Source organism: Mesorhizobium sp. LHD-90 (genome assembly GCF_030929505.1).
Taxonomy (GTDB): domain Bacteria; phylum Pseudomonadota; class Alphaproteobacteria; order Rhizobiales; family Rhizobiaceae; genus Kumtagia.
Genome location: NZ_JAVFVV010000001.1, coordinates 153,245 through 168,436 on the forward strand (window position 1 = coordinate 153,245; position 15,192 = coordinate 168,436).

General features: G+C 64.1%; 12 protein-coding genes. 4 read left to right on the top strand and 8 right to left on the bottom strand.

The features are described 5' to 3' along the window. Window positions 1-105 precede the first annotated feature (105 nt). The 3 genes from RB623_RS00710 (at window position 106) to RB623_RS00720 (ending at window position 1,867) form a co-directional block, all read left to right on the top strand. Window positions 106-1,242: a DegT/DnrJ/EryC1/StrS family aminotransferase gene (locus tag RB623_RS00710; RefSeq protein WP_308054818.1), complete on the top strand. Its 1,137-nt coding sequence runs from the start codon at window positions 106-108 to the stop codon at window positions 1,240-1,242. A gap of 74 nt (window positions 1,243-1,316) precedes the next feature. After that, window positions 1,317-1,571, top strand: coding sequence for a type II toxin-antitoxin system ParD family antitoxin (locus RB623_RS00715; RefSeq protein ID WP_308054819.1), 255 nt, complete (start codon window positions 1,317-1,319; stop codon window positions 1,569-1,571). Continuing rightward, window positions 1,568-1,867 (top strand): type II toxin-antitoxin system RelE/ParE family toxin, encoded by a 300-nt coding sequence (locus tag RB623_RS00720; protein WP_308054820.1) that lies wholly within the window; start codon window positions 1,568-1,570, stop codon window positions 1,865-1,867. The genes RB623_RS00715 and RB623_RS00720 overlap by 4 nt, the downstream gene beginning before the upstream one ends. A gap of 37 nt (window positions 1,868-1,904) precedes the next feature. Here RB623_RS00720 and typA read toward each other — a convergent pair whose 3' ends face one another. From typA to RB623_RS00760, 8 genes are all read right to left on the bottom strand, one after another. After that, complete coding sequence (gene typA / locus RB623_RS00725) at window positions 1,905-3,731, bottom strand: translational GTPase TypA (RefSeq protein ID WP_308054821.1); 1,827 nt, start codon at window positions 3,729-3,731, stop codon at window positions 1,905-1,907. 334 nt (window positions 3,732-4,065) lie between these two features. After that, window positions 4,066-4,836 carry an ABC transporter ATP-binding protein gene (locus tag RB623_RS00730; RefSeq protein ID WP_308055095.1) on the bottom strand — a complete coding sequence of 257 codons (771 nt, stop codon included), beginning with the start codon at window positions 4,834-4,836 and terminating at the stop codon, window positions 4,066-4,068. Next, a complete protein-coding gene (locus RB623_RS00735; RefSeq protein ID WP_308054822.1) occupies window positions 4,833-5,663 on the bottom strand; it encodes an ABC transporter ATP-binding protein in 831 nt (276 codons plus the stop codon). Before RB623_RS00735 ends, RB623_RS00730 begins: the two co-directional genes overlap by 4 nt. Continuing rightward, window positions 5,660-6,574 (bottom strand): nickel transporter permease, encoded by a 915-nt coding sequence (gene nikC, locus RB623_RS00740; protein WP_308054823.1) that lies wholly within the window; start codon window positions 6,572-6,574, stop codon window positions 5,660-5,662. Before nikC ends, RB623_RS00735 begins: the two co-directional genes overlap by 4 nt. Beyond that, window positions 6,571-7,635 carry an ABC transporter permease gene (locus RB623_RS00745; protein ID WP_308054824.1) on the bottom strand — a complete coding sequence of 355 codons (1,065 nt, stop codon included), beginning with the start codon at window positions 7,633-7,635 and terminating at the stop codon, window positions 6,571-6,573. Before RB623_RS00745 ends, nikC begins: the two co-directional genes overlap by 4 nt. Window positions 7,636-7,656: 21 nt before the next feature. Continuing rightward, a complete protein-coding gene (locus RB623_RS00750; RefSeq protein WP_308054825.1) occupies window positions 7,657-9,300 on the bottom strand; it encodes an ABC transporter substrate-binding protein in 1,644 nt (547 codons plus the stop codon). A 34-nt stretch (window positions 9,301-9,334) separates the two neighbouring features. Further along, the gene (locus tag RB623_RS00755; RefSeq protein ID WP_308054826.1) at window positions 9,335-10,390 is read right to left on the bottom strand and encodes a dipeptidase; all 1,056 of its coding nucleotides are present in this window, start codon (window positions 10,388-10,390) and stop codon (window positions 9,335-9,337) included. A gap of 131 nt (window positions 10,391-10,521) precedes the next feature. Continuing rightward, window positions 10,522-10,770, bottom strand: coding sequence for a hypothetical protein (locus RB623_RS00760; protein WP_308054827.1), 249 nt, complete (start codon window positions 10,768-10,770; stop codon window positions 10,522-10,524). Window positions 10,771-11,008: 238 nt separating this feature from the next. Between RB623_RS00760 and RB623_RS00765 the strand changes: the two genes are divergently transcribed. Next, the gene (locus tag RB623_RS00765) at window positions 11,009-15,184 is read left to right on the top strand and encodes a PAS domain-containing protein (RefSeq protein WP_308054828.1); all 4,176 of its coding nucleotides are present in this window, start codon (window positions 11,009-11,011) and stop codon (window positions 15,182-15,184) included. Window positions 15,185-15,192 lie beyond the last annotated feature (8 nt).

Sequence of the window (15,192 nt, forward strand, 5' to 3'; positions counted from 1 at the left end):
CTGAAAATGCGTGTGTTTTGACTTTGCCGGAGAAACGACGCTACGGAGTGCGCCGCGCGCTCCGACTGGAGCGCGGTTGCCGATTCTCTCGAACCCGGGTTCCGCATGACCAGAAAACCGATCCGCTTCATCGATCTTCCCGCGCAGCAGGAGCGCATCAAGGTCAAGGTCGACGCAGCGATCCAGCGGGTCTTAGCCCACGGCGCATATATTCTCGGCCCCGAGGTCGGTGAGTTCGAGGCCGCGCTCAGCGACTTCTGCGGCGTAAAACATTCGATCGGCTGCTCCAACGGTACCGATGCTCTAACACTCTGCCTGATGGCTAAGGGGCTGAAGGCCGGGCAGGCAGTGTTTTGCCCCAGCTTCACCTTCGCCGCGACGGCGGAAGTGGTCGCCATGTTGGGCGCGGTGCCTTATTTCGTCGACATTCTCGAAGACACGTTCAACCTCGATCCGGCCAGCCTGAAGCTTGCCATCAGCCAAGCGAAGCGGGACGGGCTGCCGCTTGCGGGGGTGATCGCCGTCGACCTGTTCGGCCAGCCGGCCGATTACGGGGCCATCGAGCCGATCGCGGCGGAGGCCGGCATGTGGCTGCTTTGCGACGCCGCGCAGGGTTTCGGCGGCACCTATCGCGGCCGCAAGGTCGGCACCGTCGGCGAAATGACCACGACCAGCTTCTTCCCGGCAAAGCCGCTCGGAGCTTATGGCGACGGCGGCGCGATTTTCGTCGACGACGACGAGACGGCAGCGGTGATCCGCTCGCTGCTCGTACACGGACAGGGCACGGACAAATACGACAATGTCCGCATCGGCATGAACGGTCGCCTCGACACGCTGCAGGCGGCGATCCTGATCGAAAAGCTGGCGATCTTTGCCGAGGAGATCGAGGCGCGCAACCGCATCGCCGGCACCTACAATGACGGGCTGGCCGATGTCGCGATTGTGCCGAAGGTGCTGGAGGGCTGCGTGTCGACCTGGGCGCAATATACGGTCCGCGCGCCGGGCAAGGACCGCGCCACCGTGCTCGGGCGGCTGAAGGACAAGGGCGTGCCGACTGCCGTCTATTATCCGAAGCCGCTGCATCGGCAGACGGCCTACAGGCATTTCCCGGTGGCCGGCAACGGTCTGCCAGTCAGCGACCGTGTCGCGCAGGACGTGTTCAGCCTGCCGATGCACGCCTATCTGCAGGCGGACGACCAAGCCTATATCATCGACAGCGTGCGCGAGGCGCTGGCGGCGTAGCGGTCGCCCTTGATTACCGCTTCCGACAGGCCAATAATAGTTATTGAAGGCGGTAACTATTTGGGACGCGTCCGATGGCGATCAGTGCGGAACTGGGCGAGACGCTCGAAAAAGCGGTGACGGAGCTCGTCTCTTCCGGGCGCTATCACTCCAAGAGCGAAGTGCTACGCGAAGGCGTGCGGCTGGTTCAGGAGCGGGAGGCACGCCTGCGCTCCCTGCATGAAGCCATCGAACGCGGCATCGCATCTGCCGATGCCGGCGATGTCGAAGATGCAGAAGTCTTCCTAGACCGTCTGGAGCAGAAATATCGCCGCATGGCTGGCGAATGAAGCTGGTTGTCTCTGGTGTTGCCAGGGCAGAAGTCGCACGGATAGCTGACTACATTGCTCATGATAGCCCGCGCGCAGCCCTGCGAATGACCGCGCAATTGCGCGAGCGTTTTCGTGAGATCAAGGAGCGGCCCTATGCGAACGCTTTGCTGGCCGGTTTCGTGCACCGTCAGATTCGTCGCAAGGTACACGGGAACTACCTGATCGTTTATCGGATCACGGACGATCGCATAGAGGTAGTCCATGTACTGCACGGCGCCATGGACTACGAAGTTATCTTGGGCAAGGACGGTTAGCTATCCGCGCTCCGTAGCCTCGAACGAGAGATAAAACTTAAGCCGCACCGCTGATCTTCTGCTTCTCGAAGCGCTTGCGCTCGTTGGGATCGAGATAGAGCTTGCGCAGGCGGATGGTCTTCGGCGTCACCTCGACCAGTTCGTCGTCCTGAATCCAGGCGAGCGCGCGTTCCAGTGTCATACGGATCGGCGGCGTCAGCTTGACGGCCTCGTCCTTGCCGGCGGCGCGGATGTTGGTGAGCTTCTTGCCTTTCAGGACGTTCACTTCCAGGTCGTTGTCGCGCGAATGGATGCCGATGATCATGCCCTGATAGACTTTTACGCCAGCCTCGATGACCATCGGCCCGCGGTCCTCGAGGTTCCACATCGCAAACGCGACGGACTCGCCGGCGTCGTTGGAGATCAGCACGCCGTTGGTGCGCTGCGGGATGTCGCCCTTGTAGGGCTCGTAGGCGTGGAACAGCCGGTTCATGACGGCCGTGCCGCGCGTGTCGGTCAGGAGTTCGGACTGGTAGCCGATCAGGCCGCGCGTTGGGGCATGGAAAACCAGGCGTTGCCGGTTGCCGCCGGACGGGCGCAGCTCGATCATCTCGGCCTTGCGCTCCGACATCTTCTGCACGACGATGCCCGAATGCTCCTCGTCGACGTCGATGACGACTTCCTCGATCGGCTCCAGCAGGTCGCCGTTCTCGGCCTTCTGCATGACGACGCGCGGACGCGACACGGCGAGTTCGAACCCTTCGCGGCGCATCGTCTCGATCAGCACGGCAAGCTGCAATTCGCCGCGACCCGAAACGAAGAACGAATCCTTCTCGGCCGATTCCTCGATCTTGAGCGCGACATTGCCTTCCGCCTCGCGCAACAGACGGTCGCGGATGACGCGGCTGGTGACCTTGTCGCCCTCGGTGCCTGCGAGCGGGCTGTCGTTGACGATAAACGACATCGTCACCGTCGGGGGATCGATCGGCTGCGCGTGCAGCGGCTCGGTCACGGACGGGTCGCAGAACGTATCGGCAACAGTGCCCTTGGACAGGCCGGCGATGGCGACGATGTCGCCTGCCTGGGCCTCGTCGATCGGCTGGCGCTCGAGGCCGCGGAAGGCGAGGATTTTTGAAATGCGGCCGGTCTCGACCACCGAGGCGTCGTTGTTGAGGACCTTGACCGGCATGTTGGACTTAAGCGTGCCGGATTCGATGCGGCCGGTGATGATGCGGCCGAGGAACGGATTGGCCTCGAGAAGCGTGCCGATCATGCGGAAGGGGCCAGGGTGGACCGCCGGCGCCGGCACGTGTTTCAGGATGAGATCGAACAGCGGGGCCAGCCCCTGGTCCTTCGGCCCTTCCGGGTTTTCCGCCACCCAGCCGTCGCGGCCGGAACCGTAGAGGATCGGGAAATCGAGCTGCTCGTCATTGGCGTCGAGCGCGGCGAACAGATCGAACACCTCGTTGACGACTTCGACATGGCGCGCGTCGGGGCGATCGATCTTGTTGATGACGACGATCGGGCGCAGGCCGACCTTCAACGCCTTGCCGACGACGAACTTCGTCTGCGGCATCGGCCCTTCGGCGGCGTCCACCAGCACGATGGCGCTATCCACCATTGACAGGATGCGCTCGACCTCGCCGCCGAAATCGGCGTGGCCGGGGGTGTCGACGATGTTGATGCGGGTATCCTTCCAGTCGACCGAGGTCGCCTTGGCAAGGATGGTGATGCCGCGTTCCTTTTCGAGGTCGTTGGAGTCCATCGCGCGTTCCGCCACGCGCTGGTTCTCGCGGAACGAGCCGGCCTGCCTCAGTAGCTGGTCGACAAGCGTTGTCTTGCCATGGTCGACGTGCGCGATGATCGCGATATTGCGGATGTTCATTGTCAGCTCGGGAAGGTTTCGGGCGCGATACCGGTATGCGCCGCGTTTCGTTGGCGGGCTCATAACGGATTTTTCGCAAATGCGAAAGGGCTCTGAAGCTCTCTGGCCATGCGGCGGTAAGGCGGGACCTATGCGTCCTCGCCTGGTCCGGACAGGCCGTCCGCAGCTTCGTTAGGTGCGAATCCGGCGAGACCCGGTCGCCAAAATAAGGAAAGCCGCCTGGGGGGAAGGCGGCTTTCCATCTGGTGAGCGGTTCGGGAGGGGGGCCGAAGAGATCTCACCCGCTCCAACAATGCGCGGCGAAAATCTTGGTTGCATCGCAAGCGGAATTTTTTCAGGCCTCGCTAGCGGCCGTTTCCGCGTTGCGCACAAACCCTTCGCTGGCGACCAGCAGCCGCTGCGTATAGGGATCGCCGGCGCGCCGGGAGGCCAGGTCTTTCGCGGCAAGCGACTCGACCGCCTGACCGCCGCGCATTACCATCAACCGGCCGCACATATGGGCGATGACGGCGAGGTCATGACTGACCATGAGATAGGTCAGCTTGCGGTCGCGCCGGATCTTTTCGAGCAGGTTCAGCACCTCGGCCTGGACAGAGGCGTCAAGCGCCGAGGTCGGTTCATCGAGAAGCAGGATCGACGGCTCGAGGATGAGCGCGCGGGCGATGGCGACGCGCTGGCGCTGGCCGCCGGAAAGCTGGTGCGAATAGCGGAAGCGGAACCCCGAACCCAGGCCGACTTCGTCCAGTGCGCGCAGGATGCGGCTTTCGGCATCGGAGAATCCATGGATCGCCAGCGGTTCGGCAAGCAGCCGGTCTACCGTCTGGCGGGGATGCAGAGAACCGTAGGGGTCCTGGAACACCATCTGGACGCGGCGATAGAAGGCCTTGTCGCGGCGCTTGCCGATCGGAATGCCCTCGACGGCGATGCTTCCGCTTTCGACCGGCGCCAGCCCGGCGATGGCGCGCAGCACGGTCGATTTGCCGGAGCCGGATTCGCCGACGAGGCCAAAGGATTCGCCCGGCTGCACCGTCAGGCTGACGCCGTCGAGCGCGCGAAAGCCATCATAGGAAACGACGAGTCCGGTTATGTCGAGCGCGGCGGTCAAAGCAGCCACTCCGGCCGGCGCTCCAGCGTCGGCAGCGGATGCCGGTCTGCGTCGATGCTCGGCATGCAGTTCAACAAGCCTTGCGTATAGGGATGTTTCGCGCGCGAAAGCTCGGAGGCAGCGATCTCCTCGACGACGCGGCCGGCATACATGACGATGACGCGGTCGCAGAAGGACGAGACCAGCCGCAGATCGTGCGATATGAAGATCAGTCCCATGCCGCGCTCGGCGACCAGCCGGTCGAGAATGGCGAGGATGTCCAGTTGCACCGTGACGTCGAGCGCCGAGGTGGGCTCGTCGGCGATCAGCAATTCGGGGCCGGCGATCAGCATCATGGCGATCATGGCGCGCTGGCCCATGCCGCCGGAAACCTCGTGCGGATAGAGATCGAAGACGCGTGCCGGATCGCGGATCTGCACGGCGGCCAACATGTCGAGCGTGCGCTCGCGCGCCTCGCGCGTGCCAACATTTTCATGGGCCCGCAGAGCCTCGACGATCTGGCGGCCGATGCGCATCACGGGGTTCAGCGAATATTTCGGATCCTGCAGGATCATGGCGATGCGCTTGCCGCGCAGGTCGCGGCGCAGGCGGGGCGTCGCCTTCAAGAGGTCGATACCGTCGAACTCCAGGCGTTTCGCCGTCACTTGCGCAAACGCCGGCGTCAGGCCGAGGATAGCGCGGCCGGTCTGCGACTTGCCGGAGCCGGATTCGCCGACGATCGCCAGCCGTTCGCGCCCGACGCTGAACGAGATGTCGCGCACCGCCTCGATGTCGCCGGTCCTGGTTGGGAAGCGGATGGAGAGATCTTCGATGCGGAGCAGCGTCATTGGCGGCTGCCTCGCGGGTCGAGAGCGTCGCGCAGCCCATCTCCGAGCAGGTTGAAGCCGAGGCTGACGATGAGGATGGCAGCACCCGGCATGGCGGCCACCCACCACTGGTCGAGGATGAAGCGGCGGCCGGACGCGATCATCGCACCCCATTCGGGGAGCGGCGGCTGCGCGCCGAGGCCGAGGAAGCCGAGGCCGGCGGCGGTGATGATGATGCCCGCCATGTCGAGCGTTACCCGCACGATCAGCGAGGAGATGCAGAGCGGCATGATGTGGCGCAGGATGATGCGCCAGGGCGAGGCGCCCATCAGCCTCACCGCCGAGATATAGTCCGAGTTGCGCACGGTAAGCGTCTCGGCGCGGGCGATGCGCGCATAGGGCGGCCATGAGGTGATGGCGATGGCGATCACCGCATTCTCGATGCCGGGGCCGAGCGCTGCGACGAAGGCCAGCGCCAGGATGAGTTTCGGGAACGCCAGGAAGATGTCGGTGATGCGGGTCAGGACTACGTCGATCCAGCCGCCGGCGTAGCCTGCCACCGTGCCGACGATCAGTCCGACCGGGGCGGCGATGATGGCAACAAGCACGATGACATAGAGGGTCAGGCGCGAGCCGTAGATGACGCGGGAGAGGATGTCGCGGCCCTGGTCGTCGGTGCCGAACCAGTGTTCGGCGCTTGGCGGCAGCAGGCCCTGGCGAAGATCGCCTACCGTCGGCGGGTAAGGCGCGATCAGGTCGGCGAAGGCGGCCACGACGAGCAGCGCAACGATGATCGCCAGACCGATCAAAGCGAGGCGGTTGGCCGAAAAGCGCCGCCAGGTCATGTAGGCGCGGCCGAGCCGGGCCTGCAGGCGCGATTGCGGCCGCTCGCTCAGCAGCCAGTCGCGACGGCTTATCGCATTGGCGCTCATGCGCGTGTCCTTGGATCGAGGAGGCGGTAGAGCAGGTCGGCGAACAGGTTCAGGCCGATGAACACGGTGCCGATGACGATGGTGCCGCCGAGCACCGCATTCATGTCTGCGTTCTGCAGCGAGTTGGTGAGATACATGCCAATTCCCGGCCAGGCGAAGATCGTCTCGGTCAGCACCGAGCCTTCGAGCAAGGTCGCATAGGAAAGCGCGATGACGGTGACCAGTGGCACGGCGGCGTTGCGCAACGCGTGGCCCCAGATGATCCGCGTCTCGCGGAGGCCCTTGGCGCGGGCGGCGACGATGTATTCCTGGGCCAGCTCGTTCAGCATGAAGGAGCGGGTCATGCGGCTGATATAGGCCATGGAAAAATAGCCGAGCAGCGAGGCAGGCAGGATGATGTGGCTGAAGATGTCGGCGAAGGCAGCCCATTCGCCCTGGATCGCCGCGTCGAACAGGAACAGGCCGGTGATCGGCGTGAAGGTGTATTCATAGGCGATGTCGATGCGGCCCGGGCCGGCGACCCAGTCGAGTTTGGCGTAGAAGATCAGCAGGCCCATGAGGCCTAGCCAGAAGATCGGGATGGAGTAGCCGACCAGGCCGATCACGCGCACGATCTGGTCGATCAGGCTGTCGCGCTTCACCGCCGCCAGCACGCCGAGCGGGATGCCGAAAAACAGGCCGATCAACGTGCCTGCCGTGGCCAGTTCCAGCGTCGCCGGGAACACCCGCAAGATGTCCTGCATCACCGGATTGCTGGACAGGACCGAGGTGCCGAAATCGCCGGTCAGAGCTTTCTTCAGGTAGAGCGCGAATTGCTGCCAGAGCGGCAGGTCTAGCCCGTATTGCTGGCGCGCGGCGGCGACCGCACTTGCCGACGCCCGATCGCCGACGATGGCCAGAACCGGATCGATCGGCACGACGCGGCCGATGAAGAAGGTGACGGTCAGCAGGCCAAGGAAGGTGACGGCGCCGACAACCACAAAACGCAGAACAGCCGAAACGACGGCGGAGACGCCCTTGCGCCTCCGCCCCGGTTCGACAGCCGTGGCGACGTTCGCCAAAGAACCCGACTTCGCGGTTCGTTACTTGGTCACGGGCCCGACGAAGTTGGTGTCGAAGGTCGGGCCGAGCTTGAAGTTCTGGATGTTCTTGCGCAGGCCGGCGACCTCGGTTTCCTGCCACAGGAAGACAAACGGACCGGCTTCGCGCACTTTCTTCTGCAGGTCGGCATACATCTCCGCGCGCTTGGTGGCGTCTCGTTCGAGCAGGGCGGCCTTGGTCTCGTCCTGGATGTCGGCCGGCACGTCCCAGGCATTGCGCCAGGCCAGGGTCTTGTTCATGGAGTCGTCGGCATTGTTCGGGTTGATGCCGAATGTCTCGGCGTTAGAGTTCGGATCCCAATAGTCGACGCCCCACTGGCCGATATACATCTCGTGGGTGCGAGCGCGGAACTTGGTCAGCACCTGCTTGAAGTCGCCGGGGATGATCTCGATCTTGATGCCCACTTGCGCGGCGTTCTGCTGCAGCGACTCGGCGACGCCGGTGACCGGCTGGGTGCTGCGCACGTCCATCGTCACCGAAAAACCGTCCGGCAGGCCGGCCTTGGCCAGCAGTTCCTTGGCCTTGGCGATGTCGAGCTTGTAGGGTTTGTCGTCGAGAGCGCCCAGAATGCCCTTGGGCAGGAAGTTCTGGCGCATGGCGCCGATGTTCTTCAACAGCGTGTCGCCGAGCGCGTCGTAGTCGACCAGGTATTTGAACGCCTCGCGAACTTCCGGCTTGGCCAGGTTCTCGTTCTTCTGGTTGAGGCTGAAGAAATAGACCGTGCTCTTCGGCGTCGCTGTGATGACCAGGTCGGCATTCTTGCTGACGGCGTCGATGTCGCCGGGCTGGAGATTGCGGGCGACGTCGACATCGCCCTTTTCCAGCATCAGGCGCTGCGTGGCGCTTTCCTTGACGTGACGGTAGATGACGCGGGCGAGATTGCCCTTGGTGCCGTAATAATTGTCGTTGCGCTCCAGCACGACGACTTCGTTGGCGCGCCACTCGCGGGTCTTGTATGGGCCGGACCCGGCAAAGTTGGTCTTCATCCAGCCATTGCCGAAATCATTGTCGAACTTGTACTCGTCGCTGGGCGTGACGGCGGCGACGTGTTCCTTGACGGTCTTGCTGTCGACGACCGCGCCGACAGTGGCGGTCAGGCAGTTGAGCACGAAGCTCGGCGCATAGGCCTTGTCGACGGTGAAGACGAAGGTGGAGGGATCGGCGGCCTTGGCCTTTTCCGCAGCGTTGTCGCCGGTAAGGCCGAACTGCTGGATGATGAAGGCCGGGCTCTTGTTCAGTTTGACGGCGCGCTCGAACGACCAGGCGACGTCTTCCGCCGTGATCGGGTTGCCGGAGGCGAACTTCAGGTCGGGTTTCAGCTTGAAGGTGTAGGTCAGGCCGTCGTCGGAAACGGTCCAGCTTTCGGCGATGCCGCCGACGATCTTGGTGGTGTCGTTGGCGTCGAGGCGAACCAGCATGTCGTAGGTGTTGCCGGTGATCTCGCCGGTGGAAAGCTCGAACGCCTCGGCGGGGTCGAGCGAGATCATGTCGTCGATCGCCCAGGCCTGCACCAGCGTGTCGGCCGGCGTGTCGGCATAGGCGGGCATGCCCGCGGTCATCACCGCCGACATCGCCGCGCCGGCCAGAAGCAGCGCAAGGCGCCGGTTGATCTTTTCCATCAGCATAGTTCTTTCCCCTGTTGTTATCCTGACCGGTCTTTCAGCCCCGCTCGTGCCAAGCCGAGTGGAGGATTCTGAGCCAGTTTCCACGACATATCTTGTCGAGTTCGGTGTCAGCATATCCGGCGCCCCGGAGTCCGGCAACGAGCTTCTGCATGCCCGCCGCGTCGGCGATTTCGCCCGGCACCAGCGCGCCGTCAAAGTCAGAGCCGATCGCCACGCCGTCGACGCCGAGCTTGTCGACAAGATAATCGATGTGGCGAACCATGTCGGAGATCGGCGTCTCGGCGTTCTCGCGGCCGTCGGCGCGCAGCATGGTGACGGCGAAGTTCAGGCCCACCAAGCCGTTGCTTTCGCGGATTGCGGCGAGCTGCTTGTCGGTCAGGTTGCGTGCCACCGGAACCAGAGCGTGCGGGTTCGAATGGCTGGCGACCAGCGGCTGGTCGGAGAGCGCGGCGACGTCCCAAAACCCTTTTTCGGTGATGTGCGAAAGATCGACCAGGATGCCCAGCCGGTTGCAGGCCTTGACCAGCTCCTTGCCGGCATCGGTCAGGCCGGGGCCGGTGTCGGGGCTCTTCGGAAAGGAGAAGGGCACGCCGTGGCCGAAGATGTTGGTCCGGCTCCAGACCGGGCCGAGCGAGCGCAGGCCGGCGGCATAAAAGACGTCGAGCGCGGCGAGATCCGCGCCGATCGCCTCGCATCCCTCCATGTGCAGCACGGCGGCGAAGGCGTCCGCCTTCATTGCGTCGTCGATATCGGCGGTCGAGCGGCAGAGCCGCCAGCCACCGGCCCGCTCCAGCCTTACCGCGATCGACGCGTATTCCAGCGCGATATCCAGCGAGGGCGCCCGTTCCAATGGCCGCGGCGGCGGCGTGTCGTAGGTTCCGTCGGGGCCCGGAGGCTTGAAGTGCAGGTCGTCGGAGGGGATGTAGATGGCGCACAGTCCGCCGGCGAGGCCGCCGGCGCGGGCACGCGGCAGGTCGATGTGACCGGCCGGCGACCCGTCGATGAACTCGAATATCGGATCGAAGCCTTCGCGCTGACGCCGCCACAAGCGAAACAGAACGTCGTTGTGGCCGTCGAAGACCTTCTGCATGCGGACCTCTTGCGCTTCGTCCCGCGCAGGCTAGCCGCTCGCGCGATATGCGCAAGCCCGCATCTGGTCGCCCGAACCGGTCACCCCGCATTCAGCGATTGGTCCACGCAGCGTCGGACAGACGGCGCCGGTCAGTTCTCCTCGTCGTCGTCCCCGCCGCCGATCCAGGCATGCGGCGAGATCTTCTTCTGTGTCGAGCCGTCGACGAAAACCCACCAGCCGGCATCGCTGTCGTCCCAGTCGCCGCCGGTCCCGCGCATCTTTTCCAATGAACGGTACTGGCCGATCGACTCGTTCTCCTGCCCATCCATGTCGGTCCAGACGACGCGGACCTTGCGACCATCCATGGGCGCCGTGTCGATGGGTTGCGTGCGTGGCATGCCGGCTTTCCTCCGCTGTCGATGCGCCATCATCGGTCCGGCATCAACGGCAAGCAACCGCCGTGGTTGCGCCGGGCGAACAATTTGAATGGGTGCGCGTGGCTCGCGGGATTTTCAACCTTATGGTTAGTCAATCCTTAATCGTTCGACCCTATGGAGTCGGTGGTGTCCGGAGGATCAGGCGCTCGCCCTGTCCCTTGGGGGCGGGCACGATGGCGAAATTTGCGGGGGAGGACCTGTGTCCCCGACGAAACATCCGGAACCGGCGGTGCGGCTGCACGCCGCAGGCCAGGGCGTGCCTCTGGAACTCTCCAGCGCCGAGGCGGAGATCCTGATCGACGCCGATGCCGGCTGGGTCTGGGAAACCGACATCGAACTCCAGTTTTCCTGGCTTTCCGCCAGCTACGCGACCACGACCGGACAGGCGGCCGAGGCCATGCTCGGGCGTGCGTACCCCGACGCCCTTGGCCTTCGCGACGATACGGATATGGTGGCAGTCGCGCATCTTGCCGACCTCAAGGCGCGCCGGCCCTTCCGGGATTTCGTCTGCATGCTTGCGGGCGCGCGCCCGGACTGCCGCTGGGTATCGATGACCGGTTTTCCGCGTGTCGACGATGCCGGCAAGTTCGCCGGCTATCGCGGCATCGCGCGCAACATCACCGGCGTGGCCGCCACCCTTTCCCGGCTGAACGGCGCCGCACCGCTCGCGGATCGCGTCAATGAGACGCCTTCCGATGCGGAAACCGTGCCGGATGCAGCGTGCATGATGGCGGCGCTGGACCATGCCACCAGCCAGTCCGAGCGGCTGCTCTCGGATCTGAAACGGACGATAGATTCGCTGGATCTCGGAGTCGTGTTGCTCGACGCCGACCTCAACACCGAAATCATCAACAAGGCGTTCTATGCCATATGGAGCCTGGCGCCGGACGCCTTGCCTGTCGGACGGCCCTTCCGTTCGCTCATCGATTCAAATCGCCGTACCGGCATCTATGGCGTAGCCGATGCGGAGTGGGAGACCTATGTCGCGTCGCGCCTCGCGGAGATCAAGGCGGGCGACGTCGAGCCGCGCCAGTTGGTCCGGGCCGACGGCAAGACCTTGATCTATTCCGTCACCGCGCTTTCCGGTGGCAAGCGGCTGATCTCCTATTTCGACATCACCGAGATGAAGCGGCGGGAACGCGAACTTGCCGAGGCGCATGAGCGCTCGCGCCTCGCCGAGGCGGTCATCGAAACGATCAAGGATCCGATCTTCATCAAGGACAGCGACCTGAAATTCGTCCTGGTCAACCAGGCCTTCGCGTCTATCTGCGGCGCCACTGCCGAAGCGATGATCGGCACGCGCGGCGGCGACTACGTCTCCGACACCGAAGGTCACCGGTTCGAAACGAGTGAGCGTGCCGTCCTGGAGACAGGGGAGCCGTTCGAGATCGAGGAGGATTTCGAGTTCGCGGGGATCGGCCGTACGCGCATCGTCCGCAAGAGCCGCGTCGACACCGAAAACGGCAAGCAGTACATAGCCGGCCTCGTCTTCGACGTCTCGCAACTCAAGGCCAGGGAGACCGAGGCTGAGGAAGCCCGCCGGCGTCTCGCCGACGTTCTGGAGTCCCTGCCGGCGGCCGTGATCATCTACGACCGCGACGACAAGTTCGTGTTGGCGAACCGCAAGCTTCAGGACACGCTTCCCGCCCTCAAGGACAGTTGGCTTCCCGACAGAAGCTTGCGCCATGCGATCGAACTCGCGCATTCCGTCGGCTACTTCCGCGACAGCGGCGATCCCGAACTCGACGCGCTCTACGACAGTGACCGCGATGGATGGGTCGAACTCTATCTGAAGCGTTATCATCAGCCGCATCTCGTCACCGAACGGCTCAATCCCGACGGCAGGTGGTTCAAGGTCTACGACACACGCACCCGGGAAGGTTCGTTCATCGGCGTCCGGGTCGACGTCACCGATCTCAAGGAGCGCGAGACGTCGCTGCGCGAATCGATGCGCCAGATCGAGCTGTTCAGCCGCGTGCTGGACGAGATGCCGGTGGCCACGAACATCAAGTCCGAACGCCTGACCCTGGAATACGTCAACAGGGCCTGGTGCGAGCTGACCGGCTATTCCAGGGAGGACGCGATCGGCAAGTCCGATCTGGAACTGTTCGGCGCAGGAGAGGCCAGCGGCTTCACCGCCGACGACACCTATGTGGCCACGACTGGCAGCGGCATCGAGGCCGAGGAGGCTGTCACCAGCCGCAATGGCGCCGTCATGCACGTGATGACCCGCAAGGGCCGGCTGACCACCCAGGACGGTCTCAGGCATGTCTTCGGCTGCAGCACCGATATTTCCGATATCAAGCGCCGCGAGGCGCTTCTGCAGCAGAGCCTGCGGGAGAACGAGGTTTTCCGCAGCCTGATCGACAATGTGCCGACCGCCATCTACGCCAAGAAACCCGATCTCGAGCTGGTCTACGTCAACAAGGGCTGGTCCGATCTCACCGGCATTTCCAGGCACGACGCCATCGGCAGGACCGATGTCCAGTTGTTCGGCCAGGACGGCGAAGCCTTCGCCAAGGCCGATCTCGAAGTGCTGCGCACCGGGGAGACGCAGGTCAACGACGAGACGGTGCTGCTGAAGGACGGCTCGACTCGCCACCAGCTTGCTCGCAAGAGTGCTTTCGCGGCGTCAGACGGATCGCTCTATCTCATCGGTTCGTCCGTCGACGTTAGCGAGCAGAAGCGGCACGAGGCGGAACTGCGCGAGGCGCGCCGGCGCGCCGAACTCGCCGACCGGGCGAAATCCGAATTCCTCGCCAATATGAGTCACGAGATCCGCACGCCGATGAATGGCGTTCTGGGCATGGCCGAACTGTTGGCGCGTTCCGATCTCGATCCCAAACAGAAGACGTTCACGGACATCATCGTCAAATCCGGTAATGCGCTGCTGACCATCATCAACGATATTCTGGACTTCTCCAAGATCGACGCCGGCGAACTGGTGCTCGACGCGGCGCCGTTCCGGCTTTCCGACGCGATCGAGGACGTCGCCACGCTGCTTTCGGCGCGTGCCAAGGAGAAAGACCTCGAACTGATCATCCGCGTCGCGCCCGACCTGAAGGACACGTATGTCGGCGACGTTGGCCGGATCAGGCAGATCGTCACCAACCTGATCGGCAACGCCATCAAGTTCACCGACGCCGGCCACGTCCTCGTCGAGGCCAGGAATGGCGTTGGCACGGACGGGACCAACCTGCGTATGTCGGTGACCGACACAGGCATAGGCATTCCGCCCGACAAACTCGGCACCGTCTTCGAAAAATTCAGCCAGGTGGACGCTTCGTCGACACGCCGGCATGAGGGCACGGGCCTTGGCCTCGCGATCACCTCGCGGCTGGTCGGCCTGATGGGCGGAACGGTCGGCGTGGAAAGCGTCGAGGGTCAGGGCTCGACCTTTTCCGTCACCCTGTCCTTGCCGGAAGCCGAGATGCCGGCGCCGACCAGGGGCGCGCCAGCCGACGTGACCGGCGCACGTGTCCTGGTCGTGGACGACAATGCCGTCAACCGGACCATTCTGCTGGAACAGATGTCGAACTGGCGCTTCGATGCCTGCGCGGCTTCGAGCGGCGGGGAAGGGCTGCAGGTGCTCGCGGCCGCGACGCAACTTGGGCTTTCCGTCGACTGCGTCGTGCTCGACTATCAGATGCCGGGCATGAACGGCTTCGACTTCGTCCGTGTCATACGCGGCATGCCGTCGCTGGCCGATACGCCGGTCGTGCTGTTGACCTCGGTCGATCTTTCGTTAGGCGCGAGCGCCATGCGAGACATGGCCATCGACGCGCAACTGACCAAGCCAGTGCGGGCTTCGGCTCTGCTGGAGGCTGTGACGTCGATCATCCTCCAGGGGCGTGGCCGCAAGGGCACCCGGGTTGTGGAGGCGGCTCGTCTGCCAGGGCCGGAGGCGGCGCGGAGCATTGGCGAGACGGAGGCGAATGGACGGACAGTCGAGCGCGACGATGCGACGCCGCATCGCGTCGACATACTGGTCGCCGAGGACAATGACGTGAACCAGCTTGTGTTCACCCAGATCCTGTCCGACGCCGGCTACACCTTCCAGATTGTCGGCAACGGGCGCCTGGCCGTGGAGGCGTTCCGGGAAATGCGTCCGATGATGGTGCTGATGGATGTGTCCATGCCGGAAATGAATGGCTTCGAGGCCACAGCGGCGATAAGGTCTTTCGAGGCGTCGTCGGGCGGCCATACGCCGATCATCGGCGTGACGGCGCACGCCTTGCGCGGCGATCGGGAGCGATGCCTGGAGGCTGGCATGGACGACTATCTTTCCAAGCCGATCAGCCCTCGCGCCCTCCAGGAGAAGCTCGAGCGCTGGTCGTCCGCGCCGGAACGGCAGAATGCGTCTTCAGTCCGGTAGAAACAAGC

Coding starts and splice junctions, on each gene's coding strand:
- RB623_RS00710 (WP_308054818.1), top strand. CDS start 106: ATGACCAGAAAACCGATCCGCTTCATCGATCTTCCCGCGCAGCAGGAG.
- RB623_RS00715 (WP_308054819.1), top strand. CDS start 1,317: ATGGCGATCAGTGCGGAACTGGGCGAGACGCTCGAAAAAGCGGTGACG.
- RB623_RS00720 (WP_308054820.1), top strand. CDS start 1,568: ATGAAGCTGGTTGTCTCTGGTGTTGCCAGGGCAGAAGTCGCACGGATA.
- typA (WP_308054821.1), bottom strand. CDS start 3,731: ATGAACATCCGCAATATCGCGATCATCGCGCACGTCGACCATGGCAAG.
- RB623_RS00735 (WP_308054822.1), bottom strand. CDS start 5,663: ATGACGCTGCTCCGCATCGAAGATCTCTCCATCCGCTTCCCAACCAGG.
- nikC (WP_308054823.1), bottom strand. CDS start 6,574: ATGAGCGCCAATGCGATAAGCCGTCGCGACTGGCTGCTGAGCGAGCGG.
- RB623_RS00750 (WP_308054825.1), bottom strand. CDS start 9,300: ATGCTGATGGAAAAGATCAACCGGCGCCTTGCGCTGCTTCTGGCCGGC.
- RB623_RS00755 (WP_308054826.1), bottom strand. CDS start 10,390: ATGCAGAAGGTCTTCGACGGCCACAACGACGTTCTGTTTCGCTTGTGG.
- RB623_RS00760 (WP_308054827.1), bottom strand. CDS start 10,770: ATGCCACGCACGCAACCCATCGACACGGCGCCCATGGATGGTCGCAAG.